Below are 26,631 nucleotides of genomic sequence, written 5' to 3'. Positions count from 1 at the left end.
AATTACTAAATATTATTATGCTAAAACTTACACCCGTAGAGCGCAGCGCACTGCGCGCCGAAGCACACGCGCTGAAGCCTATCGTCATTATTGGCGAAGCGGGCTTGACACCTGCTGTCCTCAAAGAGATCGACCTTGGCCTGGATTCGCACGGTCTGATTAAAGTCCGCGTGTTCGGCGACGACCGCGAAGCCCGCGTCGGAATGTACGATACGATTTGCGGCAATCTCGGCGCCGCCCCGGTACAACATATTGGCAAACTGCTGGTAATCTACCGTCCGAAAAAAGAAGTGGTTAAGGAGAAGGTCAGCGCCGGCAAAGGCATGCGCGAAGTGACCATCGTCAAGGCCAGCGCCAGCGGCACCAAGCGCCCGAGCGTGACGAAAGTCATGATCAAGGGCAATGAGCGCGTTACCGAAGGCGGTTCCATCAAGCGTGCCAAGCCACGTCAGAAAAGCGCCAAGAAAAGCGCACTGGGCAGCAAGTAAGCCTGTCGTTCAGCAGCCGCAAGGCTGTTGAAACAAGAAGCGGAGCACGGGATCTTCCCTGCTCCGCTTTTTTATTGCTTGTCGGATTACGCGGCGCCAGGGCGCCGCTAATCCGACCTACGGCATTGATCGGTAGGTCGGATTAGCGCGCAGCGCGTAATCCGACAACACCGCCAACGTTTATTGCTGTTTCCAGATCAGCACGCCCGCCAGCAAGCTTTGCACGGCAAAGATCAGCGTCGACACGCCATGCAGCATGCCGAAACGGCTGCGCATGGCTTCGTCCATGATACCCGACGGGGCTTGCGCCTTGAGCTCGGCCATCAGCGGCGAAATGCCGAAATGGCTGAGCAGCGCGCACACCAGCATCGACAGCACCAGCGCGCCCAGCAGGCGCCGGCGCTTGAGTTCCAGCGCGCCGGGCGCCCATTGCAGCAAGGCCAGCAGTACCACAGCGCAGGCGATGGACAGCCAGGCTTCGGCGCGGAACATGCTGCCGGCGATATTGCCCGCCAGCACTCTATCGCTCAGGGTGCCGAACAGGGTCGGCGCCACGATGAAGCCGATGGTCCACAGGCTGCCGGCCCACAGGGTGGCAACGAGGATGCGCACGCGGGCGAGCATCAGATGTACAGTACTTCCAGGATTTCGTATTCGCGCGGGCCGGACGGCGCCTGCACTTCCACCACGTCGCCGGCATACTTGCCGATCAGCGCGCGGGCGATCGGGGACGTCACGGAAACCTTGTTCTTTTTCAGGTCGGCTTCATCGAGGCCGACGATCTGGTACGTGACTTTCTGGCCCGATTCCAGGTCTTCCAGGTTCACCGTCGAGGCAAACACCACGCGGCCTTCCGCGTCGAGCGCGGTCGGGTCGATGATTTGCGCTGCGCCCAGCTTGCCTTCGAGCTCGGCGATGCGGCCTTCGACGAAGGCCTGGCGTTCCTTGGCGGCATCGTACTCGGCGTTTTCCGACAAATCTCCGTGCGAACGCGCTTCGGCGATCGCATCGATGACGATGCGGCGTTCCTTGGTCTTCAAATGATGCAGCTCTTCCTTCAGAAGTTCTGCGCCGTATTTGGTCAATGGGACTGAGGTCATGTTATCTCTACTATCTGCTAGTTATCGGCGCCGTTGCAGTGTGTTGCCACGTTTAACGGCCTTACCAAGTGAAAACCACAGAGGCCGCGCGCTACTCTGCACGGAACTCTGTGGTTGATAAGCATGCAGTGTACCGCCTAACGGCGGTCACTGCAAATGGCGCGCGGACTACGCTTGCTGCAGGGTCTTGTGCAGGCCTTGCAAATCGTACACACGCAGCTCATCGAGGTGGCGGATGCCTTCGACGGCCGCTTCCGCGCCGGCGATGGTGGTGTAGGTCGTCACGCGCGACGCCAGGGCCGACGTGCGGATGGCCCGCGAATCGACGATGGCGCTGCGCTTTTCTTCCACGGTGTTGATCACCAGCACGATTTCATGGTTCTTGATCATGTCGACCACGTGCGGACGGCCTTCGATCACCTTGTTCACTGGCGTGACGGCGATGCCGGCGGCAGCGATCACGGCGGCGGTACCCTTGGTGGCGACCACGGTGAAACCGGACTCGACCAAATCACGCGCCACTTGCACGGCGCGCGGCTTGTCCGACGCTTTCACGCTGATGAAGACCTTGCCCGATTTTGGCAGGTTCACGCCGGCGCCCAGCTGCGATTTTACAAATGCTTCGCCGAAGGTCAGGCCCACGCCCATGACTTCGCCCGTCGATTTCATTTCAGGGCCGAGGATGGTGTCCACGCCAGGGAACTTGACGAACGGGAACACGGCTTCCTTGACGCTGAAGTATGGCGGCACGACTTCCTGCGTGATGCCTTGCGAGGCCAGCGACTGGCCGACCATGCAGCGCGCGGCAATCTTCGCCAGTTGCAGACCGGTGGCTTTCGAAACGAAAGGCACGGTGCGCGACGCGCGTGGATTGACTTCCAGCACGAAGACGACGTCTTTCATTTCGCCATCGATCTCTTGCTTCTGGATCGCGAACTGCACGTTCATCAGGCCGACCACGTTCAAACCCTTGGCCATCAGCGCCGTCTGGCGTTTCAGTTCATCAATGGTTTCTTGCGACAGCGAGTATGGTGGCAGCGAGCAAGCAGAGTCGCCCGAGTGGACGCCAGCCTGTTCGATGTGTTCCATCACGCCGCCGATGAACGTCGTTTCGCCGTCGGAGATGCAATCGACGTCGCACTCGATGGCGTCGTTCAGGAAGCGGTCCAGCAACACTGGCGAATCGTGCGAGACCTTGACGGCTTCGCGCATGTAGCGCTCGAGGTCGCGTTGCTCGTGGACGATTTCCATGGCGCGGCCGCCCAGCACGTACGATGGACGCACGACCAGCGGATAGCCGATTTCCTGCGCCAGCGCCAGGGCGTCGGCTTCCGTGCGCGCGGTGCGGTTAGGCGGCTGGCGCAGTTCCAGCTTGTGCAGCATTTGCTGGAAACGCTCGCGGTCTTCGGCCGCGTCGATCATGTCGGGCGAGGTGCCGATGATCGGCACGCCATTCGCTTCCAGGTCCAGCGCCAGTTTCAATGGCGTCTGGCCGCCGTACTGCACGATCACGCCGACCGGTTTTTCGATGGCGACGATTTCCAGCACGTCTTCCAGGGTCAGGGACTCGAAGTACAGACGGTCGGAAGTGTCATAGTCGGTCGAAACCGTTTCTGGGTTGCAATTGACCATGATGGTTTCGTAGCCGTCTTCGCGCATGGCGAGGGCCGCGTGGACGCAGCAATAGTCAAACTCGATACCCTGGCCGATACGGTTCGGGCCACCGCCCAATACCATGATCTTTTTCTTGTCGGTCGGATTCGATTCGCACTCTTCGTCGTACGTGGAATACATGTACGCCGTGTCGGTCGAAAACTCGGCCGCGCAAGTATCGACGCGCTTGTAGACGGGACGGATGTTCAGCGCATGGCGCTGCTGGCGCACGGCCGTGTCGGTCGTCTGCAGCAAAAAGCCCAGGCGGCGGTCCGAGAAGCCCTTCTGTTTCAACTTGTACAGGGTGTTCTTGTCCAGGTTTTCCAGCTTCTGCGTATCGAGCCACAGTTCCAGGTCGACGATTTCCTTGATCTGAATCAGGAACCATGGGTCGATCTTGGTCAGCTGATGCACTTCTTCCAAAGTGAAACCCTGGGCAAATGCGTCGCCCACGTACCAGATGCGCTCAGGACCAGGCTCGCCCAGTTCTTCTTCGATCTTTTCGCGGTCCTTGGTCTTCTCGTTCATGCCGTCCACGCCCACTTCCAGGCCGCGCAAGGCTTTCTGGAACGATTCCTGGAAGGTACGGCCAATGGCCATCACTTCGCCGACGGATTTCATCTGCGTCGTCAGGTGGTGGTCGGCGGTCGGGAATTTCTCGAACGTGAAACGGGGAATCTTCGTGACGACGTAATCGATCGACGGCTCGAACGATGCCGGCGTGGCGCCGCCCGTGATTTCATTGCGCAGCTCGTCCAGGGTGAAACCGACGGCCAGCTTGGCGGCGATCTTGGCGATCGGGAAGCCCGTCGCTTTCGAGGCCAGGGCCGACGAACGCGATACGCGCGGATTCATCTCGATGACGATCATGCGGCCATCGACGGGGTTGATCGAGAATTGCACGTTCGAGCCACCGGTGTCGACGCCGATCTCGCGCAGCACTGCCAGACTGGCATTGCGCATGATCTGGTATTCCTTGTCCGTCAGGGTTTGCGCAGGAGCGACGGTAATCGAGTCGCCCGTGTGCACGCCCATTGGGTCGAGGTTTTCGATCGAGCAGATGATGATGCAGTTGTCCGCCTTGTCGCGCACCACTTCCATCTCGTACTCTTTCCAGCCCAGCAACGATTCTTCGATCAGCAACTCTTTCGTCGGCGACGCTTCCAGGCCGCGCTTGCAGATGGTTTCGAATTCTTCTTCGTTGTAGGCGATGCCGCCGCCGGAACCGCCCATGGTGAACGATGGACGGATGATGGTCGGGAAGCCCAGGGTGCGCTGCACGGCCCACGATTCTTCCATCGAGTGCGCCACGCCGGAACGGGCCGAACCGAGGCCGATCTTGGTCATCGCGTCCTTGAACTTGGAACGGTCTTCGGCCTTGTCGATGGCTTCCGGCGACGCGCCGATCAGCTCGACGTTGTATTTTTCCAGCACGCCATTGTTGAACAGGTCCAGCGCGCAGTTCAGCGCCGTCTGGCCGCCCATCGTCGGCAGGATCGCGTCAGGACGCTCCTTGGCGATGATGCGTTCAACGACCGACCAGGTGATCGGTTCGATGTAGGTCACGTCGGCCATTTCCGGATCCGTCATGATGGTCGCAGGATTGCTGTTGACCAGGATGACTTTGTAGCCCTCTTCGCGCAGGGCCTTGCACGCTTGCGCGCCGGAATAATCGAATTCGCAGGCCTGGCCGATCACGATCGGGCCAGCGCCAATAATCAGAATACTTTTAATATCTAAACGTTTAGGCATTTTTCTTTTTCTCCTCCGCAGCCATCAAGTTGATGAAGCGGTCAAACAGGTAAGCAACATCCATCGGGCCCGGCGACGCTTCAGGGTGGCCCTGGAAGCAGAAGGCCGGCTTGTCCGTGCGGGCAAAGCCCTGCAGGGAACCGTCGAACAGCGATTCATGGGTCACGCGGCAATTCGCGGGCAGAGTTGCCGCGTCGACTGCGAAACCGTGGTTTTGCGAGGTAATCAAGACCTGTTTCGTTTCCAGGTCTTGCACCGGGTGGTTGGCGCCGTGGTGGCCGAACTTCATCTTCAAGGTTTTCGCGCCGGAAGCCAAAGCCATGATCTGGTGGCCGAGGCAGATGCCGAAGGTCGGGATGCCCTTCTCGATCAGTTCTTTCGTCGCGGCAATCGCGTAGTCACATGGTTCCGGGTCGCCAGGGCCGTTCGACAGGAAGATGCCGTCCGGGTTCAACGCCAAGGCGTCGGCGGCGGAAGCTTGCGCCGGCAGCACGGTGACTTTGCAGCCGCGTGCCGTCAGCATGCGCAGGATGTTGCGCTTGACGCCGTAGTCGAAAGCGACCACGTGGTATTTCGCGTCGGCATCGGCCAGCTGGCCGTAGCCTGCACCCAAGGTCCATTCCGTTTCGCGGTATTCGTAGGCGTCCTTGCTTGAGACTACTTTAGCCAGGTCCATGCCGGCCAGGCCGGGGAAGGAGCGGGCCAGTTCCAGCGCTTGCGCGGCGGATGGCTCGTTGCCTTGCGTGCCGACGAGGATGGCGCCGCCCTGCGCACCTTTTTCACGCAGGATGCGCGTGAGCTTGCGTGTATCGATGCCGGCGATGGCGACGATATTTTCAGCTTTGAGGTAGTCGGACAGGGAGAGGGTGGAACGGAAATTGGATGCCAGCAATGGCAGATCGCGGATGATGAGGCCAGCGGCGTGAACCTTGGAAGATTCGACGTCTTCCGGATTGACGCCCGTATTGCCGATATGCGGATAGGTCAGGGTGACCATCTGGCGGCAATAGCTTGGGTCGGTAAGGATTTCCTGATACCCGGTCATCGAGGTGTTGAAAACAACCTCGCCCGTGGTATGACCGGCGGCACCGATCGAAAAACCTTTAAAGATCGTTCCATCAGCAAGCGCTAATATGGCTGGAACGGCAGGGCCAGAAAAAAATGGCGGCAAGGGCAACTCCTGATAAAGTTACCGTAGCTGCGCCACGTCAGACCGACCGCCTAGTTACCCGAGCCAGATGCACTCAGGGTGTTTCAACGGTCATTTTGAATGAGGGGATGGGTAGTCGCTACGGTATATGTGTGATTGGCTAAACCTTTGAATTATAACCAAAAGGAAGCTTTTCCACAAGGAAGAAAATACAGAAGCCCCGGCATTTTTTTGCGCAGCAGCATAAATCCTGCGCTCCATGAAAAAAGCCGCCCGGCTTGCGCGGAGCGGCTTGCAAAGCAATACCGGTTACTACTTACACTAGCGCCGCAATGCCAGCCTTGGCGATTTGCGCATCCTCGGCGGATTTCACGCCCGAGACACCGACGGCGCCCACATAGTGACCATCAAACACGATGGGTACGCCACCTTCGAGCAAGCCGTCGATTTCCGGCGCGCTCAGGAACGACACGCGGCCGCCATTGATCATCTCTTCATAGATGCGCGATTCGCGGCGGCCCAGCGCGGCCGTCTTGGCTTTCGATGGGGCGATGTGCGACGAGATCGGCGCCACGCCATCCATGCGCTGCAGCCACAGCAGGTGGCCGCCGTCGTCGACGATGGCGATCGTGACCGCCCAGTTATTCTTGACCGCTTCCGCTTCGGCGGCGGCAGCGATTTTCTTTACGTCGTCCAGGGTCAAAATCGGTTTCGATTGCATGGTGCATCCTTGTTATGTTGAAACAAAATTGTATACGAAGTACCCATCAACTCCCAACCAGAACAGTAACCTTACCCCTTCCGTTGCAGAATTTTATATGCTTCACTGCAAGAAGTGCCCTAGAGCCAATCCAACAACATACCAATTTTTCTAGTGCCACTTGCAAAAAAAAGCCATCGACAGGCATTCGATCAACACCAAGGAACTACTATCCAGATCGCGTGCAACTCGGTACGAAAGCTAAGCTCTACAGCCTCACCCTCTTGCTACCACGTCGCATACCAAACACTACCCGGGGTACACCCCCCTCTCATCTCCAGCGAAGCCAAAATCCCCAAAGATTTTCCCCCTCTGATGAATGCTTATTACTTGCCTGATCCAAATAAGTTGTCTAAGATGAATACTGTTGACATTTCGCAAACACATGTACAGGAAAAAGAATGAAAATTGCTTTACTACACATTTCAGATATACACATTCATGATAAAAATTGTCCGATTCTATCAAGAGCAGAAAAAATTTGCGCCACAATCTATACGTTACTTCCAGATGTATCTGCCGTAATAATTTTAGCTACCGGGGATATAGCTTATAGCGGAGAAACAAGTGAATACTCTTTAGCAAAAATATTTTTCAATCAATTAATAGATTGCATAAAGAAAAAAGTTTCCACTGAAACAGTAGTAAATTTAATTTGCATCCCTGGAAATCATGACGGGAAGTTTAAAGCTGAGACAGTGGCAAGAAAATCGTTAATTCAGTCGATCAGAGATGGTGGCGCTATCGACGATAGCGTAATAACTATTTGCACGGAACCGCAGGAAAATTATTTCGAATTCGAGAAAAATTTCAGTTCAGAATTCCTAAGCCATTCAGATCCGCTATGGAAACAATACAACTTAAATATAAACAACAAATCAATTTCAATAAGTGCAATAAATGCTAGCTGGCTTTCTCAGGTGCCAGAAATTCCTGGAACCTTATCTTTCCCAGTCAAGAATTATGCTGACCTTGTAAAATCTTCTACTGATATTCGCATTGCCCTTATTCATCATCCATTGAATTGGTACTTACAGGCCAGCTACCATCCACTACGTCAACTCTTTAGAGAAAATTTTCAAATTGTAATGAGTGGCCATGAACATGTTTCGAATGCCACAATTATAAATGATCTATCTTTAGGTGAAAGTCTAATGCTTGAAGCAGGTGCTTTATGGCCCCACCACAGCACGGAAGAATCAAGCTTTACGGTTGTAAAACTTGATCTCGATGCAGAGAGGTTTGCCAAGGTGGATTTTGTCTGGCAAGACAGACTTTACATTCCAACTCAGGGTGATGCCGTGTGGGATTCCTTTGTATCATTGCCGAAACGAAAAAACGAAGGCTTTACAATATCAGACAATTTCAAGGATGAAATTGAAGATATCGGAGCCACATTCACACATCCAAACAAAGAGAGACTTGTCCTATCTGACATCTTTGTATTCCCGGATTTAATTCAACATGATTCCACTGAAGAATCACCAGAAACTCTTAGCTCCGCAATATTTGCAAATCAGGTTAACAAAATAGGCCGAATAATATTACGCGGTGATGAACAATATGGTAAAACAGCCTTACTACGTACTCTATTCCATAGATACTTTTCTGCCGGCTATGTGCCGTTATACTTAACTGGAAAGGATGTTGGAACCGTAAATGAAGAACAATTTCAAAGGAAACTAATACAAGCAGTTGAACAACAATATTCAAAAGACTGCATAAATAGCTATTTGCAGCTACCAAAAGAATCAAAAATATTACTACTTGACAATATGGATCGAGCCGGATTACCTGCTGATGCATTGGCTAGAATTTTGAATTTTGTTACCAGACATTTTGATAGTGCAATAGTCAGTGTAAGCGAACGATTTGAACTAGCGGAAATTTCGTCAAGCAAAACTGTTGAAGCTGCAAATCAATTTAGTCACTATAGAATTCTCGGCTTTGGCTTTAAATTACGTACCGAATTAATAAAAAAATGGCTACGTATTGGCCAAGGCTTAAAAGATGACGAATTACAGCAGCGTCTACATGACGCTCAAGGAATTATCGATTCGGTTATTGGAAAAGGATTAGTTCCAACAACAGCGTTCAATGTTATTGTGTTACTTCAGTCACTGGAGGTAAGCGCAAAAGGTGCATTAGCAAATGCTGGAATGGCGCAATACTATGAATTTTTAATTAGAAAAAGCCTATTAAAAGCAAAATTAAAGAGTGAACAGCTCGATGAGATATTCAGCTATCTTTCCAATTTAGCTTGGCACTTTCACACAAAAAAAACTGATATCTTGGATGAGATGGACATATCTAATTTCAACAAAGAATTTTCATCCAATATATTAAATACTGAATTTCTAGAAAGAATGGAATTTTTGATCCAATGCCGAGTCTTAACAAAAACAGGCAACACTTATTCTTTTCTTTATCCATACATAAAATACTTTTTTTCCGCAAAATACATTGCCGACAATCTTGAGGAAAATGAATCTTTGCGAGAAATAGTACTTCATGCTTGCAGACATCTTTATCTAAAAGAAAATGCAAATATAATTCTCTTCCTAACTCACCACACATCAGCAAAGTGGATAATTAGGGAGGTTTCAAGTGTATTATCACAACTTGTGCAACACACTCTTCCTCTTGATATAAAAAGAGATACCGCAGTACTTAATGGATGGGTAACAAAAACCGCTCGCCTAATTGTCGATGCATCCGATGTGGAAAATAATAGAGTTCAACAACGAAACAGAGATGATGAGGTTAGTAAAATACCAGAAAAAGAACCGAAAGAAGAACTCGCTTCAATTAGCGATTTAGATTATGTATCACAGTTAAATCTACTGTTCAAAACCAGTGAAATACTTGGCCAGATTCTTAAAAATAGATATGGGTCTCTCGACAAAAAATTCAAACATGAGTTAATGGGCGAGCTATTTAATGGACCACTTCGCGGAATAAATTTCTTCCTAAGAATAATAAATGAAGCACCGGAAGCAATGATGGAGGAAATAAGCAGTAAAATTTGCTTAAAATTACCATCTTTAAAAAAAATAGATGCAGATAAATTGGCACAGAAATTTATATTTCAGTCAGTGGGGACAATGGCGGATGGGTTACTTGCACGCCAAGGCGAAATTATCGGGTCGCCAAAACTACGAGAAACCATCGGCCACGTTTGCCAACAGGCAGAATTAGAAGAAGCAAAAAAAAATGGAACATATAAACTAGTTTCAATTGCAGCACAATTAAGCTACCCCGGAAGTCCACCAATTGCAGCGATAGAGGAATATGCTGCAATCATTAAAGATAACGTCTTTGGATCAAGATTATTGCAAGGAGTAGTTGCCAGACACCTTTATATGTTCTCACTTCCATATAACGAAAGACAAAGACTTGCGGACGCAGGAGGTGTTAGTGTTAGTGCACAAAATAGCATTGCACTGCGTTCGGCTGAAGTAAAAAAACTCCCTGGCAGAACCCATAAACCAACACATTCGAAAAATCTTGTTAGCCGCTTGCAAGATTTCTATTTATTAAAAAATAAAGATGTAACTGAGCGAGTTTTAAAACAACCACAAAAAACAACCTCAAATTCAAAAACAGAAGATTGAAAAATTTACTAGAATAGAAAAATTCCATACTACCAATCCTTATACGCATTGGTAGTTTTTTATAAATTCAAAGATAAAATTTCGTTTGAATAATTTAATGTGATTCAATTTAATTATTTTACTACCAATTGGTATAGCATGCAAAAGACTATCTACTGGGAGAATACTTTCGAATATTATACCAAGTGCATTTTTCCATTTCATTAACGGAAGTCTCTAAAACCAAGTGCAACACCTACTCCTGTAAGATGTTGCGATACCTAGAATCTATTTCCACTTAACGCTCCAAGAGTGCGCCGTCGTGATGACGATGCGCGATGACCCGTGCAGCGTCCGAACTATTGCTACAGATATATAGCTTCCCTGGCCAATATCCATTAAGCTGCTTGGCCATAGTCATCAGCAAGACGTTTTTGTCGACGACCTGCAACAAGCAGCGGTACAGCTGCTGTTTCCGCTACCCATCACTAAATCCAAGGTTCAGTCCCGTTCAGTTGCACGCCTTCAAGATTCACACTTGTCGTTGGAACTGCGATATAGACGTGCATGGCCACCCCGAACGCTTCATCTGTCCCCATTTTTTTGCGCATCCAGCATGTATAGTTCACCGACATCAGCGATGCTGTGCAGACAATGCAGTCGGGTTCATTCTGGTCACGTTAAAAACGCTGGGACCAAGCTTTCGAGTGGCTCCATGGCAGTTTATTGAAGCGAATGACACGGAGTAGGACAATCTCAGCATACCGCTGGCGTCAACTCAAGGGGCGAACTGAGTTAGCGAGCTGGGCGATACATGGTGTTCATTAGGCTAGCGACATGACCTGTCCGACATGGAGTAGGTAGATTCATACCGCACAGTCACAAGAAAATCTGGCTTTTTTCCTATCTACCAGTCACGGAGCCCTAATGAATTGGATACTAAAAACTAATTCTCGCGTTTGGCTTTCAGCTTTTGCTTGAGCTGCGCCATGACGGCAAACGTCGCCTGCTCGCCCGCCAGGATGGCCTGGTTGCGGCTGTTGAAATCGTTGCCCTTCATGGTGCCCAGGCTGGGCTGGATCACCACGTCCGCATCTTTCAGCTCGAACTGGTTGATGCGCTGGCCCATGATGGCGAACGTCTGCATCAGCACTTCCATCGAGCTGATGGCCTTCTGGGTATCCGTTTGCGACGAAATATTCACGGCGATGATGAAATCGGCACCCATGTCGCGCGCGAAGCGCACGGGCACGGGAGCGACCAGGCCGCCATCGACATAAGTGTGGCCCGCAATCGTCACGGGCTGGAACACGCCGGGCACGGCCGACGAGGCGCGCACGGCCATGCCGGTGTTGCCGCGCTGGAACAGGATCGGCTGGCCATTTTTCAGATCGGTCGCCACCACGCCAAACGGTATCTTGAGTTTTTCCAGCGGCACGCCGCCGACAGCCTTGTTGACATAGCTTTGCAGCGCTTCGCCTTTCAGCACGCCGGACGACTTGCCGAACAGGGGCAAGGCCCAGTCGGAAATGGCCGCCTCGTCCATGTCGAACGCCATCTTTTGCAGAGCGAAGCCGGAGTTGCCCGCCGCATACATGGCGCCCACTACGCTGCCGGCGCTGGTGCCCGTAACGATGTCAGCCTGGATGCCCTGCGATTCGAGCGCCTTGATCACGCCGATATGCGCGAAACCGCGCGCCGCGCCGCCGCCCAGCGCCAGGCCGATCTTGATCTTGCGCGGCGTGACGACGGTGGGTTCCGGCGGCGTCAATACTTGTATCGGTTTCGGGGCGGTGGTATCGCAGCCGGCCAGCGCAAAGGCGGCCAGGGCAAGCAGGGTCAGGCGTTTAGAGAACATGGTGGAGAGGGAGAACCGCGCGCGGCAGTGGCAATAAAGGAGAGCCGATTGTAGCGCAAGCGGAGCCGCCCGCACTGAAGGCCATCTTAAATGTTTAAAAATGACAATATTTCGAACCGTGCGCGCCACGCCGGCTGCTAGACTGGCCCCTGGCGTCCCACCTCCCCCACTTCCATTGAGCGGCTTATGAAAACAGACCTGTTCCACCTCATCGCGCACCCATGCTTGCTCGTTGCAGCCCTGCTGGGTGCGGCCTGCGCCAACGCCGCCCCCGTCGCGGCGACGGAGCGCCAGGATAGCATCGCGGCAAGAATGGAGGGCTTTACTTGTACGGGGAACATACAAATTCCCAATGATACGGAGAAACACACGATTGAGCTCAGCTTCGACGCCCCCGACAAGCACGGCGCCCAAGGCACCCACCTGGTTGACGGGCGCGGCAAAGCGGGGAACTTTTACGGCTGCCGGCAAAACGGCGACAGCCTGTCTTGCACATACGACGCAGGGCCGGCCAGCGGCCCCCTGACCATGCGTTTTAGCGGCAACTTGACGCAGGTAAAGGGCGAGTTCAATTCCCCTTTTGAAAATAGCGCCACCATGCAATTTTCCGCACGCTGCCAAAAATCGGCGCCGTAGCGGCGTCCAGTTTGCCGAAACGGTCGTGGGCGGCGTGCGCGAAAACCTGCAGAACTTGCTCAAGGAAATAGCATGAATCGACGATCCCTCGTGACAATCGACATGAGCGATATCAACACGCCGCGCCAGTTGCATGCGGCGCTGGCCGCCGCGCTGGGCTTTCCTTCCTTCTACGGCATGAACTGGGATGCCTTCCACGATGCCATCACGGGCCTGGTGGACATGCCGCAACAGCTAGAGCTGCGCGGCTGGCCAGCCTTCGCGGCACGCCTGCCCGGCGAAGCGGCCATCCTGCAGCGCATTCTGGCGCGCATGGCGCAGGACATGCCGGCCCAAGCGGCGCAGGTGCGCCATACCTGAGCCTGCGACATTTTCTATTTCGAATACCCCTGCTCATTGAATTGCCCCGCATCCAGCGTGGCCCAGGCATGACGGATGCCCCACCACATCAGATAGGCATTGCCGCCGCCGCGCGCGCGGAACCACGGTTTCACGGGGTCGATGGGCCGCACCTTGGCCGGCGGCAAGATCAATACACCAGTCGTCTGGCCGGCATCGCCGGTGCCCGCCACCAGTACGTTCTGGCCAAAGTGATTCGCCTGCGCGATGCCCAGCGCCACGTTCGTCAAGGCCGTGGCGGCGCCCATTTCACCCAGCAAGGCCGGTGTATTAAAGCTTTGCTGGAGGAAATCGAAGGCCGGCAATTCCATCGTCAAGGTTTGCGCCAGGTGAGCGATGCGGTCCGATGACGCCGGATGCGTGTTGTGCGCGTCGTGGATCACATAGCCGATCTGCGTGTCCAGCTTGCGCCCATTGCTGGCAGCCTGCGCCAGGGTCGCCTGCCACGCCTGCACGGTGGGCGGCGGCAAGCCCTTTTCCGCCGTAAAAGCGCTGACCTGCCGCGTGGCCGGATAGCCTATCCACGCCAGCGCATCGCGCTCCGTTTTGTAATGGGGACCGGCCAGCACCAGCAAGACCATGTTTTCATTGATCTGCTCATCTTTCGGAAAACTGGGCGCGTCCCAGCTCATCACCCACACCGTTTCCTTCGGATGCGCCTGCAAATAATCGAGGGCGGCGGCCAGGGAAATGAATCCGGCATTCGCGCCACCGGCCGTCACGCGCACATCGGGCGGGGTGGATTTGGTCCAGGAGTTGGGGAAATTCGGGTTGCCGATTGAAAACGTATCGATGATTTCCTCGCGCAGAACCTCGCCTGCCTGGGCAGAATCAAACCGTTCTGCAGGCACCGCGTATTCGACATGGATACCCGCCAGTTCATTCCAGCCTTTTTTGTGTTTGAAGTCGTGGGCGTTATAAAAATAAGTGGGATTGGAAAAATAGACCCCATGAAACCTCAAGATCATATTTGAAACATAAGAATAGTGAAAACTACTAAAATCGCTTTTACTTTTCTCCACTTGTGAAATATCTGAAACAAATCTGATTTTTGAAAAAATCTCTGGATATAGTTCAAACATATCATCTTTCTTATTTGGACGGACTCTCCCCAATGTCCACAAAAGCTGCCATTCTGTCGAATAATCCTGACGTTGCAAAGGATTTAACCATTGCACACCGACAACTTGCGCAATAAATTTCTCATCAACATTCGGTGCTCCTAATTTAGTGTTATAGGCAGGGAATTCGTGGGCAACTGTGTTGACGGACACTCCCATTGTCGCCATGATCGAAGCGATTGTAGATAATAGGTATTTTTTCACCATGACGGATCTTTCATAATTTAAAAGTAATACCCCATAGAAATATTTATACTTATTTGTTTTCTCGGAAATTTTTTATTTTTCCCGGAATGGATCCTTCTGTAGAAAATTTACTCCAGTCAATAACTGTTTTCCCCTCCAAATCTCCTTTTGCGAAATATCTATGAAATATTTTCATATCTTTATTATCTAACCGCCCTTCAAGAAACCGCCAATCCGCCATCGTCCGCAACTCCCGCAAATCCGTTTCCAGCAAATGACAGCAGCCCACGGCCACGTCATACGCCAGCGCCTTTCTGGAGTGTTCGCTGTTGGTCAGGATGGTGGAGTGATCGGTGGCATACGTGCCGACGTTGCCAGCGAGTCCCGCCTGGATTTTCCGCTGGCGCCATGCCGTGTATTGCGCGCTTGCCGTCTCGGGATGGTCTTCTTCCGTGACTTGTTTGCCTTTCTCGACCTTGCCTTCGCGCTTGGCCATCATGCGCAGGGAAGCGTGGTATTCGTATTGCAGGGCAGCTTCGCTCCCCTCGTTGCCGCGCGCCGCATCGGTGCGCTGTTGTTCGCCATGCAGGCCACCGCGCGGTATCTCCAGCTCGCGCTCGCCATGGAACGGGTCGCCCGCCGGATGGGCGGCATCCTTGTTGCGATTCCAGCCATGCGGATGCAGGCCCATGTCAAAGCTGGGGCAGATCTCGCCAAATAACTTCGCCTGCGGAAAGAAGGTCTCCGGCAGGTCGGGCGCTTCCAGCGGGATTTTCCAGTACTTGTCGGGCGAGGCATTGATACGCTTGCGCATCAATGCGGTGGCCATGATGGCGATGGGCGCAAACGCCACGGTGAGTATCTGGAACAGCCAGTTCTCTTGCGCTTCCCCCCCCTTTTCCACGCTATAGGTGGAAATCATGGAAGGCGGATTCCAGAAATGGTCGCTGCCAAAATCGATGGCAGGACGATGGTCGCCCCAGTAGTCGTACGCGCCTTTTACGCCGACGGGAAAACCCTCGGCAAACACGCGCTGGGTCAATATTCCCTCCCCGCCCGCTCTGGCGATTTCACCCGGATCGAGCTTGCCCTGGCGGTCTTTCTTCGGCAGGCCATTCTTGTCCAGCACAGGGCCGGCCAGGCCGCGCCAGCCGATGCCTTGCACCGTCAATGATGAGATCACCTGGTCGTGCGGATTGCAATACAGGGTCACGCGTCCCACGGTCGCGCCCCGCACGCCATAACTGTCAATATCGTGCTGCGCCTTGAACGGGTGGTGCGCACTGCTCATGGCCTGGTCGATTTTCCCGGCCGGCCATTGTGCGCCGCGCCGCTCGCCGATGAGGGCAAAGAAGGCCGCCAGCGTGTCAAAGCGCGCCGCGGCCGTCTGGCGGCCAGTGCTGCCGTCGGCCGCCGTCAGATTCGACGACGTCCAGTTCTCCGCCATATTGTCTTCCACCACGCTGTACGGCGGATTGCACAGGACATAATTGTCGGCAATGCAAGGCCACATCCTGCCTTGGGAGTCCGCCACCTTGGACAGCCGCTCGCCCAGAAAGGCCGCCGCCATGCTGACCATATTGCCCTGGCTATGGCATACGATGGTGATCGGCACATCGGCCTGCTTTTTCCGGATGGCCTCGATCAGCCGCGCCAGGCGGTAGGCGGCCAGCACGAAATACGGCCTTGGCGGACAGGCGTACACCTGCCTGTCATTGGTCGGATTCATGTGCTGGATCTGCATCCACAGAAACAGCTGGTCCGACAAGCCTTCACCCCACAAGTCCGGCAGGGAACTGCAGCCATTGGCGAACGGTCCGCCGCCCCAGTAATTCTGCTCGTTCAGGAAAATGCCATCGCCATACGTCTGCAACTCGATATCATTGGCTGCGTAACCCCAGCGAAAGCGGATCACGGGCGAATAGCCATCGCCCTCCATGAAGGTTCTCGGTTTCATCAGGGGATTGATGAAGCCGTCGCGCGTCAGCTGCTGCAGATAGCGGGCCGGCGTCATGGCGATGCCCTCCTGGGCACCGCGCCCGGCATCGTGTACGCGCCGGTGCAGGCGTGCATTCAATCCCGCGCACAGACCGGTTTCCGCCTCGTCATACCACTCGCCATCGGAGTTGACGCCATGCACGAAGATCATGATGCCCGGCAAAGGCAGGCGCGTGGTAATCGGCAGCGTGTCATGGTCGAAGCGCAGCAGGCCGTCTTTTTCGCCTATCTGCAGGTATTTGCTTTCATCGAAGGGCAAGGAACCCGCCTTGGGCTTGTGTACACTCATGCTTGACTCCCATTCATGACGCAGAAGGTGCAATATCGATGCTCAGTCGCGCGGCCTGAAAATACGCACCTTGAGTTTTTCCAGGCTGTCGCCCACGATGGCCGCGCCCTTGCCTTCGCTGTCGGCATCGACCACTTGCTGCGCGCCATCCTCGCGCTCGACGACGATCTTGACGCCACTGACGGGACTGCCATCGAGGCCGGAAAGCACCTGCGGCATGCGGCCCAGGTCGCCCTCGTTAAAGCTCGGCAGTTCAGCCTTGCTGCTGGCCGGCCCATTCCAGTGATGGCCGTCGGTCTTGATGGTCAGCGCACCCGGACCACCGAGTTCCACGCTGCCGCCCGCCAGTTTCAGATAGGCGCCGCCGGCCGTCATGAAGGTGATTTCATCCTGCGCCATGCCGATCAGGCGGGTATTCGCCGTCAATTTCAGGGCCTTGGCGGCGTTCAGCTGCATCTCGTCAAACTGGCTCTGCATGAGAAATTTGCCATGGTGCGCGATCTGGGCGATACCGCCCTTGTGGGCAAACACGGATACGCCATCGCCGGCCTGTACGCTGCAGCGCTGGCCCGCGATCACGTGCACATGCTGCTGCGCCACCGTGTCGACATTCACGCCGGCGTAGCTGACGATGGTCTTCGGACTGCTCAGCGCCAGCCCCGCAGGCGCCGTCAGGCTGGCAGTGGGCGCCTCGGCAGCAGCGACCTCCTCTTGCAAGGCGGCGGCGGGCGCCACGTCGACCGGCAGCGCCTGATGCGCGCCAGCGTACTCGCCCAGCGATTTGAACAGGTTCAAACATTCCTGCATCAGGGCCACATGCTCCTCGGCCGATAACTGGCCGCCTGCGGCGTCGAGCCGCCGCCAGGCCGACAGCAGCAGTGCCTTGCCGCTGCGCACGGCGCCGCCATGATCGCTGCGCAACTCGAAACCATCGCCGCGCTGCCGGCCCGCGCCGCCTGCGCGCGGCTCGACGAGGAAGCCCAGGTTAAGCTCGGTGGCGGCGTGATCGCTGGCCAGCTGGGCACTGATCTGCCCGGGCGTATCGTCGAAACGCAGCTGATTGCCGCCCTGGCCGCGCACTTCGCGGCTGCGCATGCCCGCCAGGTAGCGGTTGCCCGGCAGCGCGCCGCGCTTGCTGAGCGCCGGTGGCGGCGCCACGGCGTTGAACAATTGTCCCAGCACAATGGGCCGGTCAGGGTCGCCCGCCAAAAACCCGATCAGCACTTCCGACCCGACTCTCGGCAAGGCCAAGGTGCCGCACTGGTGCGCGCTGCCCTGTCCATCGCCAGCCCAGTTGCTGACGACGCGCAGCCAGGCCGTGTCGCGCTCCGTGTCCGAAGCGCCGGAACCTTGCGCATGCGCATGGTCGGCGGCGCGGGTGGCGGGAAAGCGCACCTTGATGCGCCCTTGCTCGTCGCAATGCACTTCTTCGCCGCTGGGCCCGACGACGATGGCGCTTTGCAGTTGCGGCTGGGGCACGTCGCGCTGCGGATCGAATGCGGGAACCAGGACCACGCTGGCGCGCACGCAACTGAAGCGCATGCGATAACGCGGCGTTTGTGGCCCGAATGCTTCTTGCCCCGGCCAAGCGCTGGCGGCGAACAGGCGCGCGATGCGCGCATCCAGGGCTTGCGGCAGATTGTTGCTGGCATGCACTTCCAATGCCGTGACCAGGAAACGCCGGCCATCCGGCCGATGCTGGTCGATCTCGGGATGACCTTCCAGGCTGAACTGCTGGCCCGCGCACATCGAACGCACCACGCCCTCGCCATGAAAACACTTGGTTTCCACATCGTGGCGCGCCATCGCCAGCAAACCCAGCTGTCGAAAATCCTCAGCATCATTGCCCAGGTGCGGCGTCGCCACAGAATAGTCGTCGAGGCTGGCGGCAAAGCTATTGCCGCTGGCACCCTGATCCGCCATCCCGCTAGCGTCCACCTGCATGAACTGGCGGTTGCGCGGCGCCGCATAATCCCAGCTGTGGTAGCCGGCACTGCCGGCTTGCAAGGTGCGCACGGCACCCCAGGCCGTGATGGTATCGCTCTCTTCGGTGGCGTCGGCGCGGTGGTAGCGGATCACGGGCGCCACATTCTCAGGCAGGCGGCCGCCATCATCGAACAGCAACAGGACGTGCGACGGCATAGCGTCGGACGCCCCGCTTTGCGCGGCGCCAGGCTGGATGACCCAGGAAATGCCGCGCCGCCGCAGCAGGCGCCGGATGAATGCGGCATCGGATTCATTGTGCTGCATGGTCAATTCACGGGCCGGAAAAGGACGGCCGGCCAGGGCCTGATCGATTTTGCAAGCAAACGTGGCGCCGATGATGGTGTTGCCTAACCGCCATTCGGCAATCAGCAATTCGACGATCTCCAGCTCCGTCTTGCCACGAAAAACCCGCGTGTTGCGGCGTTTCTCCATCAACGTCAGCGTATCGTGCAGCACCAGCTGGTAGGTGGCGAGGCCGCCATCGCTCAGCCCGGCGGAAGCCTGCGCGACGATGCCGCACACGCTGCGCAATTGCCCCATATCGGTGACAATCTGCAACTCCGCCGGGACGCCGATGAACTGCTTGAGCGGCAAATGCGCATCGAGCGAGACGCAACGTATGGTGTACTCGAGGCTGGCGCAAATGGCTTCGCGGCCGTCTACCTGCTGGGGCAACAGGACATCGTCGTTGACGCCGTCCGCATACGCCAGCCGCAGGCGCAACGGACGGTTACTGGAGTTCAACTCCTTCGCCGCCAGCATGAACTGCATGAAGTCATCCGCGCTATCCATTCACTCTCCCTGAATGCCGATACACATCGTCCCAAGCTCATCAGTATTCATACATTTACCAGCGGCCAGTTGCGGCGCATCAAGCCGCACCGGGAAATCGGATTTCATAGCGCATGGCGTCGCAGTCGCTGCCTGCCGCTCCCGCCAGCAAACGTGCTGCCTGCCCCAGGCGGGCTGCGCGCTGCTCCATCCTCGCCGTCAGGCTGCTGCCGTGCACATCGGCAGCGCGCAGGATCAGGCGGATTTCGTATTGCACGCAAGGCAGGCCAAACAGGCTCAACATGCTTTTCAACGCCATGGCGCCTGAGTTTCCAGGCAGAAAATCGTCGAACCGTGCCCGCGTTAAAGGGCCCAGGTACAGGCGCACGCGCAAATCCCGGCGCCGGCAGCGCGCACCGAGCATGGCGCCCTGCCCCAGGCTCACATTGCTGCGATCGAGCAGGGAATGCTCATCGCTTGGGCGCAAGTGCCAGGTGCTGATGAAGGACTCGATGCGCAAGGGCACACCGAAATAGTCGCCCAGCACACCGGCCATCAATTCGGCGCTGACGGGCCGCTGCCGCAGCGCCGCAGCGTAGTAAGCGAGCGCTTCCGGCGGTAATGCGCCGCTGCCAGCCTGGTGCGACGGCCAGGCGCCAGCCAGCGCCAGCTGCAGTGACAGGAACCCGGGGCGGCCGTCTGCGTCGACCTGGCACTCGATCCGGCTGCCGGCCCAGGCCTGATACAGCAGCACGGGAGCGCGTTGCGACAGGGCATCGAGAAATGCGCGCGCGCCCGCATTGCCCGTCGCCCGCTCCTGGCGCACCAGCCGCTCCGTATAGTGCAGGGGCAAGGTGCCGTTCACACCCAGTAAACCCGTGAAACTGGGGCGCAGGTGCAGGCGGCCATGCTCGCTGTCATGCCACACCGCCTCGATCTCGCAGGCAGGAAACACCAACGCAACGCTATGATGGAAACGCACGCCATCGTGCAATGCGGAATCGGCGCACGCCCCCTGCCGGCATAGCCAGCGTTCGAGCAAGCGCACCGTCTGGAAGAAGCCGAAACGGTATGGCGCCTGGGAAAGCAGCGCGATTACGCCAGTACTTGCTGGCCATTGCGGGGCAGGCATCGCAGCAACTCCTTCCCACTTTTGTGCGACATCAGGAGCAGGCGGCAATAGCTGTTCACATGCACATACATGCCCAGCACATGGTCGATCACTTGCGCAAAGACATGCAGGCCGCTGCCGACATACGCTTCTTCCTCCACGGTCAGCAAGACGTCGATGCCGAATACCAGCACACCGCCACTGGCGTCGGGCATCCAGGTACTGCTGGCGCGGTGCGTCATGGCCTTGATGCCTTGAATTTGCCGTTGCGACATCAAGGAAGCGGGCAAATCATGCAGCGCCAGCATTTCCTGAAACAAGGCCACACCATCGTCCAGCAAAGATTGATGATTCAAGGACAGCAATGCCAGCAAGCGGGCCTGCGCAGCCAGGTCGGCCTTGAAGCGATACGCCGGACTCGGCTGACGCAACAGGCGTACCGGCAAGGCGCCAGCCGCCCCCTCGTGCCGCAAGTCGCCACCGGGCGCGCCGAATGGCAATGCGCTCGGCAAATCGCGATTGCTGCACGTCAGGTCGACCGATACCGTCGCCATGCCGGCATGCGCATCGTCCTCGTCGCTGTCGACAAACGCCAGGCTGCTTTCGTAACCGGGATGGCTGAGCGCCCGCGCCTCATCGCGCCGCAACACCCAGTAGCGGCGCTTCGCTCCGCCAGCCTGCCCGTGGTGCATGGCATAAAACGGCTGGCAATGCGTGACCGTACTGGCATGCTCGCCCTGCCGCACCAGGCGCACGGCGTCGACACTATGGATGTCATACGCATGCGCATATTTATGTTCGGCGAGCAGCGGATACTCGCTGTGCGTTTGCGTCAGCCTGATCGGCGCTGCCGCCTGCTGGAACAGATTCATCACCGGCGTGCAGGCAAGCAGCAAATTTGTTGCCGATACGGAGCGCAGCAGACGTGCGGCAGCGCTGCTGGCAGCGATGTCCCGCAGGCCCAGGTGCAAGTTCCAGCTCTGGCATCCAGGCGGCAACAGCGGTGTAATCAAGCCGAGGTCGATATCAAAAAACTGGAACTTTTCAGGGAAGGCAAAGTATTCGGTCAGCAAACAATAGGCACGATGCGTGCCTGGCTTGCGCGGCAACAGCGCTTCCTCCGGCAAAAAACCGACGGCGCGCAGCGGCACTTGCGCCAGCGGCAAGCGCACGCCGCCGGCCTCGATCCAGGCATGCGCCGCATGCAGGAACAGGGCATCGCGCAAGGTGGCGGTGAGCGATGGCGTGCCGTCGATGAAGACGCGCAAGTCAGACAAGGTCAATTGCTCCAGCGTGCCGGTGGCTGACGTGGACACGATATCGATGGCGAGCGCGGTCGATATGTCGGGGGGCAGATGGATCGCCGCCGTCGCATCAATGATGGGAAGGAAACGCGCGCCGGCAAGGCTGAGCGGCGCCAGCACCACGTCATAGGCGGTGCGAAACTTGCAGACGACGCCCTGATACTGCGGTGCATGCATCAAGGTTCCACGCGGCAAGGTATCGATGCCGTCGCGCGCCTGGCCCGGTGCGCCACCGGCGTCCACATGGGCAATCGAACACGCTGGAAAGGGCCGCAGGTAGTGCGGAAAATTTACTTCCAGCATGGACTCGGTGAAAACACGGCGTGCATCATCGATTTTCTTGGCCGTGCGGGCATTGCACAGGGCATACGCTTCAATCAGGCGTTCAATGTGCGGATCCTGGCAGTTGCTGCCCACGATACCCAGTGCGGCAGCGACACCAGGATAGCGAGCGGCAAATTCCTGCTGATGCGTACGCAACATGCCCAGTTCGAGTTCATAGTATTTCAGCAAAGATTCCATGCCGGCGACTCCCAAGCAGGACGGGCGACACACGTCGCCAGACGGAAACTGCATTATTCAACAATGATAAAAAAGTAAGTTGCGCAGGAACAATAAGTCCACCTGCGGCGTGGCAGCAGCGGCGTTCCCTGCTGAAATATGCTTGACAGCCCCGCCCGACTTCCCTTACATTGAGTGCATGTCCTCCTTCAAACATTCCTCCCCTTCCCTGCTGTCGCTATCGCGACTACTACCAGCACGCGCATAAGTTTGCCGCATTGCTTCGCCTGGCCACACGCCGGCGTGTTTCAAAAACCCTGGAAGGTTTGATGATGTTTGCACCATCCCCCGCTACACCCGTATTTTCTGACGCGACCGCCGCTGGCGCCGTTGCCGTCCTTTGCCTGCTAAAACTACCGATCGCTTGCCTGGCCTAGTGTTGCGTGGCCGCCCGGCAAGCTTGCGCCACAACCATTGATTTCCCCCTATCTTCAGGAGTACCCGATCATGATGTTGCAGAATCCAGCTTCCAAATACCGCGCCTTTCCTCCAGTTAAATTGACCGACCGTCAATGGCCGAACCAGATCATCAGCAAACCGCCGATCTGGATGAGCACCGACTTGCGCGACGGCAACCAGTCGCTGATCGAGCCGATGAGCGCGGAAAAGAAGCTGCGGTTCTTCGAGATGCTGATCGCCATCGGCCTGAAGGAAATCGAAGTGGGTTTCCCATCGGCATCGCAGACGGATTTCGATTTTGTCCGCAAGCTCGTCGATGAAGGCCGCATCCCGGACGACGTCACCATCATCGTGCTGACACAGTCGCGTGAAGAGCTGATCCGCCGCACGGTGGAATCGGTCGTCGGCGCCAAGCGCGCCATCGTGCACCTGTACAACTCCGTGGCGCCCGTGTTCCGCAAGGTCGTGTTCGGCATGTCGCGCGAGGAAATCACGAACATCGCCACCACCGGCACCACCCTCGTCAAACAGCTGGTGGCCCAGCATCCGCAAACGGAATGGGGCTTTGAATACACGCCGGAATCGTTCTCGACGACGGAACTCGATTTCTCCAAGCATATCTGCGACGCCGTCAGCGCCATCTGGAAGCCGACGCCCGCCAACAAGATGATCATCAACCTGCCATCGACCGTGGAATGCAGCACGCCCAACGTGTATGCGGACCAGATCGAATGGATGTCGCGCAAGCTGGCGCGCCGCGATTCCATCATCATCAGCGTGCACCCGCATAACGACCGCGGCACGGCCGTCGCGTCGGCCGAGCTGGCCGTGATGGCCGGTGCCGACCGTGTGGAAGGCTGCTTGTTCGGCAATGGCGAGCGCACCGGCAACGTCGACCTGGTCACGTTGGCGATGAACCTGTACACGCAGGGCGTGCATCCGGGCCTGGATTTCTCCGACATCGACAGCGTGCGCAAGTGTGTGGAAGAGTGCAACCAGTTGCCCGTCCACCCGCGCCACCCGTATGCGGGCGACCTGGTCTTCACGGCGTTCTCCGGCTCGCACCAGGATGCGATCAAGAAAGGTTTTGCCAAACAACAACCGGACAGCATCTGGGAAGTGCCGTACTTGCCAATCGACCCGGCCGACCTGGGCCGCAGCTACGACGCCGTGATCCGCGTCAACAGCCAGTCCGGCAAGGGCGGCATGGCCTATTTGCTGGAACAGGAATACGGCCTGGTCTTGCCGCGCCGCCTGCAAATCGAATTCTCGCGCGCCGTGCAAGCCGTGGCCGACGCCACGGGCCGCGAAATCGCCGCGCAGGATATCCATGACATCTTCCAGAAGGAATACCTGGAGCAGACGGCGCCGTACGCCTACGCCTCGCACCGCATGGTGGAAGACACGAGCAGCGATGAATCCGTGCAAATCGACATCAGCCTGTCGCACCGCCAGACGCCGCTGGCCCTGCAAGGCGGCGGCAATGGCCCCATCGACGCCTTCGTCAATGCGCTCGGTCTCGACATCAAGCTGATGGATTACCATGAACACTCGATCGGCTCCGGCGCCAACGCGCAAGCGGCTTGCTACGTGGAATTGCGCCTCGACAACGGCCCGACCCTGTTCGGCGCCGCCATCGACAGCAATATCGTCACCGCCTCGTTCAAGGCAGTGCTGTCGGCCGTGAACCGCCGCATCGGGCAGACGGACGCCGAAAAAACAACAGCGGCCGACGTGGCTGCCAGCGCCGCCTGAGTCTTTTCAGCGCGCTCCATAGGGAGAAAAAGCGGTACGGCTTGATCGCCGTGCCGCTTTTTCATTTCTATGAGGCAATTAGTAGTGCAAATCATGTATCGCCAGCCGTATAATCGTTTCATAACAAGACCACCGGAGACAGATCATTAGCTACCGAGGGAATCAGTATGAAATTGACGGACATGAAGATAGGCGTGCGCCTGGGCGCCGGTTTTGGCGTGGTGCTGCTGCTGATGGCAGTGCTGGTGGGCACGGGCCTGCTGCGCCTGGACAAGATCGGCGCGCTCAGCGAAGCCATCATCGAGAAAGACTGGGCCAAGGCCGACGCCATCGCCACGATCCGCAGCACCACGCGTTCGAACGCGGCACTGGTGCTGGAGCTGTTCATCCATGAAGATCCGGCCCGCGCCAACGCCATTCACGGCGAAATCGACGCCAACAAAGCCACCATCACCGATGCGCTGGCCATCCTCGACCGCCTGATCGTACTGCCTGAAGGCAAGGAACTGCTGGCCACCCTGAAGCAGCAGCGCAAGGCTTATGTCGTCTCGTTCAGCCAGGCCGACAAGCTGCTGGTGGAGGGACAGCGCGCGGAAGCGGCCATGCACGTGCGCGACGATACCCTGCCCGCCCTGAACCAGTTGCAACAATCCGTGAACCGCCTGAATGAAATCCAGCGCGGCGTGGTTGTGCATGGCGGCCAGCAGATCAAGCAGAATATTTCCGCGGCGAATGTACTGATGGCCAGCCTGGGCACGGCCGCGCTGCTGCTGGGCGTGCTCTTTGCCTGGCGGGTCACGCGCTCGATCACCACGCCGATCGCGTATGCCCTGCGCGTGGCGCAAGCCGTGGCCGGAGGCGACCTGAGCAGTAAAATCGTGGCCGACGGCAAGGATGAAGCGGGCCAGCTGCTGCAGGCCCTGCGCGACATGAATACCAACCTGGCCACGCTGGTGGGTCAAGTGCGCGGCGGCACGGGCACGATTGCCGTGGCGTCGAGCCAGATCGCCAGCGGCAATGCCGACCTGTCGGCCCGCACGGAAGCGCAAGCCAGCGCGCTGGAAGAGACGGCTTCGTCGATGATCGAACTGACGGGCACCGTGCGCAGCAATAGCGACAATGCGCGCCAGGCCGACAGCCTGGCCCGCTCGGCGTCCGCCATCGCGCAGCGCGGCGGCTCGGCCATGGCGGAAGTGATCGGCACCATGGACGCCATCAATGCCTCGTCGCGCAAGATCGTCGACATCATCGCCGTCATCGACGGCATCGCCTTCCAGACGAATATCCTGGCCCTGAACGCGGCTGTCGAGGCAGCGCGTGCCGGCGAGCAAGGCCGTGGCTTTGCCGTCGTGGCCTCCGAAGTGCGCAACCTGGCGCAACGCTCGGCGGCGGCGGCGAAGGAAATCAAGGAACTGATCGCCGACTCCGTCAGCCGGGTCGACCAGGGCGCGCAACTGGTCAGCCAGGCGGGCGCCACGATGGATGAAGTGGTGGCCAGCGTGGGCCGGGTCAGCGCCATCGTCGGTGAAATCAGCGTCGCCAACCACGAGCAAAGCGAAGGCATCGAGCAAATCAATGCGGCCATCATGCAGATGGATCAGACGACGCAGCAAAACGCGGCCCTCGTCGAGGAAGCCGCCGCGGCGGCGGCAGCCATGCATGAACAGGCGGGCGAACTGGAAACCCTCGTCAGCCAGTTCAAGCTGGAACAGAATGCCGGTGGCAAAGTGCCCTCACCTGCTGTCCCGCGCTTGCACTAAG

Annotated in this window: 17 protein-coding genes; 6 read left to right on the top strand and 11 right to left on the bottom strand. The window is 57.1% G+C overall.

Annotation, left to right across the window (positions count from 1 at the left end; all coding sequences use genetic code 11):
• Positions 1 to 17 precede the first annotated feature (17 nt).
• Entirely contained in the window at positions 18 to 488 is a 471-nt protein-coding gene (locus tag FG13_RS01550) for a YhbY family RNA-binding protein (protein WP_010397237.1), read from the top strand.
• Positions 489 to 668: 180 nt separating this feature from the next.
• Here FG13_RS01550 and FG13_RS01545 read toward each other — a convergent pair whose 3' ends face one another.
• The 5 genes from FG13_RS01545 to FG13_RS01525 all read right to left on the bottom strand — a co-directional run bounded on the left by FG13_RS01545 (position 669) and on the right by FG13_RS01525 (position 6,864).
• Positions 669 to 1,112 carry a DUF4149 domain-containing protein gene (locus tag FG13_RS01545; protein ID WP_176388331.1) on the bottom strand — a complete coding sequence of 148 codons (444 nt, stop codon included), beginning with the start codon at positions 1,110 to 1,112 and terminating at the stop codon, positions 669 to 671.
• Positions 1,112 to 1,588, bottom strand: coding sequence for a transcription elongation factor GreA (gene greA, locus FG13_RS01540; protein WP_010397233.1), 477 nt, complete (start codon positions 1,586 to 1,588; stop codon positions 1,112 to 1,114). Before greA ends, FG13_RS01545 begins: the two co-directional genes overlap by 1 nt.
• 168 nt (positions 1,589 to 1,756) lie before the next feature.
• Positions 1,757 to 4,993 (bottom strand): carbamoyl-phosphate synthase large subunit, encoded by a 3,237-nt coding sequence (gene carB / locus FG13_RS01535; protein WP_035817774.1) that lies wholly within the window; start codon positions 4,991 to 4,993, stop codon positions 1,757 to 1,759.
• Positions 4,986 to 6,164, bottom strand: a complete 1,179-nt coding sequence (gene carA / locus FG13_RS01530; RefSeq protein WP_081922368.1) for a glutamine-hydrolyzing carbamoyl-phosphate synthase small subunit — start codon at positions 6,162 to 6,164, stop codon at positions 4,986 to 4,988. The genes carB and carA overlap by 8 nt, the downstream gene beginning before the upstream one ends.
• A 295-nt stretch (positions 6,165 to 6,459) precedes the next feature.
• Entirely contained in the window at positions 6,460 to 6,864 is a 405-nt protein-coding gene (locus FG13_RS01525; protein WP_034757420.1) for a GlcG/HbpS family heme-binding protein, read from the bottom strand.
• Between the two features lie 440 nt (positions 6,865 to 7,304).
• Between FG13_RS01525 and FG13_RS29265 the strand changes: the two genes are divergently transcribed.
• The gene (locus FG13_RS29265; protein ID WP_081922367.1) at positions 7,305 to 10,517 is read left to right on the top strand and encodes a metallophosphoesterase; all 3,213 of its coding nucleotides are present in this window, start codon (positions 7,305 to 7,307) and stop codon (positions 10,515 to 10,517) included.
• Positions 10,518 to 11,442: 925 nt separating this feature from the next.
• Here the strand turns inward: FG13_RS29265 and FG13_RS01520 are convergent.
• A complete protein-coding gene (locus FG13_RS01520) occupies positions 11,443 to 12,354 on the bottom strand; it encodes a patatin-like phospholipase family protein (protein WP_035817768.1) in 912 nt (303 codons plus the stop codon).
• Between the two features lie 186 nt (positions 12,355 to 12,540).
• On the opposite strand from FG13_RS01520, the gene FG13_RS01515 reads away from it, so the two are divergent.
• Both FG13_RS01515 and FG13_RS01510 read left to right on the top strand, forming a co-directional pair.
• Positions 12,541 to 12,990, top strand: a complete 450-nt coding sequence (locus FG13_RS01515; protein ID WP_035817766.1) for a hypothetical protein — start codon at positions 12,541 to 12,543, stop codon at positions 12,988 to 12,990.
• A gap of 72 nt (positions 12,991 to 13,062) precedes the next feature.
• Positions 13,063 to 13,350 (top strand): barstar family protein, encoded by a 288-nt coding sequence (locus tag FG13_RS01510; RefSeq protein ID WP_035817764.1) that lies wholly within the window; start codon positions 13,063 to 13,065, stop codon positions 13,348 to 13,350.
• Between the two features lie 14 nt (positions 13,351 to 13,364).
• Here the strand turns inward: FG13_RS01510 and FG13_RS01505 are convergent, their stop codons facing one another.
• The 5 genes from FG13_RS01505 to tssF all read right to left on the bottom strand — a co-directional run bounded on the left by FG13_RS01505 (position 13,365) and on the right by tssF (position 22,677).
• Complete coding sequence (locus tag FG13_RS01505) at positions 13,365 to 14,717, bottom strand: hypothetical protein (RefSeq protein ID WP_035817762.1); 1,353 nt, start codon at positions 14,715 to 14,717, stop codon at positions 13,365 to 13,367.
• Between the two features lie 49 nt (positions 14,718 to 14,766).
• Positions 14,767 to 16,983 (bottom strand): T6SS effector phospholipase Tle3 domain-containing protein, encoded by a 2,217-nt coding sequence (locus FG13_RS01500; RefSeq protein ID WP_035817761.1) that lies wholly within the window; start codon positions 16,981 to 16,983, stop codon positions 14,767 to 14,769.
• 42 nt (positions 16,984 to 17,025) lie between these two features.
• Positions 17,026 to 19,761, bottom strand: a complete 2,736-nt coding sequence (locus FG13_RS01495; RefSeq protein ID WP_035817760.1) for a type VI secretion system Vgr family protein — start codon at positions 19,759 to 19,761, stop codon at positions 17,026 to 17,028.
• A 79-nt stretch (positions 19,762 to 19,840) separates the two neighbouring features.
• Complete coding sequence (tssG, locus tag FG13_RS01490) at positions 19,841 to 20,872, bottom strand: type VI secretion system baseplate subunit TssG (RefSeq protein ID WP_035817757.1); 1,032 nt, start codon at positions 20,870 to 20,872, stop codon at positions 19,841 to 19,843.
• Positions 20,836 to 22,677: a type VI secretion system baseplate subunit TssF gene (gene tssF, locus FG13_RS01485; protein WP_035817755.1), complete on the bottom strand. Its 1,842-nt coding sequence runs from the start codon at positions 22,675 to 22,677 to the stop codon at positions 20,836 to 20,838. The genes tssG and tssF overlap by 37 nt, the downstream gene beginning before the upstream one ends.
• A 486-nt stretch (positions 22,678 to 23,163) precedes the next feature.
• Between tssF and leuA the strand changes: the two genes are divergently transcribed.
• On the top strand, positions 23,164 to 24,870 hold the full coding sequence (leuA, locus tag FG13_RS01480) for a 2-isopropylmalate synthase (RefSeq protein WP_035817753.1): 1,707 nt from the start codon (positions 23,164 to 23,166) through the stop codon (positions 24,868 to 24,870).
• 167 nt (positions 24,871 to 25,037) lie between these two features.
• Positions 25,038 to 26,630 (top strand): methyl-accepting chemotaxis protein, encoded by a 1,593-nt coding sequence (locus FG13_RS01475; protein ID WP_051958343.1) that lies wholly within the window; start codon positions 25,038 to 25,040, stop codon positions 26,628 to 26,630.
• Position 26,631: the final 1 nt, after the last annotated feature.

The organism is Janthinobacterium sp. RA13 (assembly GCF_000745325.1).
GTDB classification, from domain to species: domain Bacteria; phylum Pseudomonadota; class Gammaproteobacteria; order Burkholderiales; family Burkholderiaceae_D; genus Janthinobacterium; species Janthinobacterium rivuli.
This window is presented reverse-complemented; position numbering and strand designations above follow the sequence as displayed.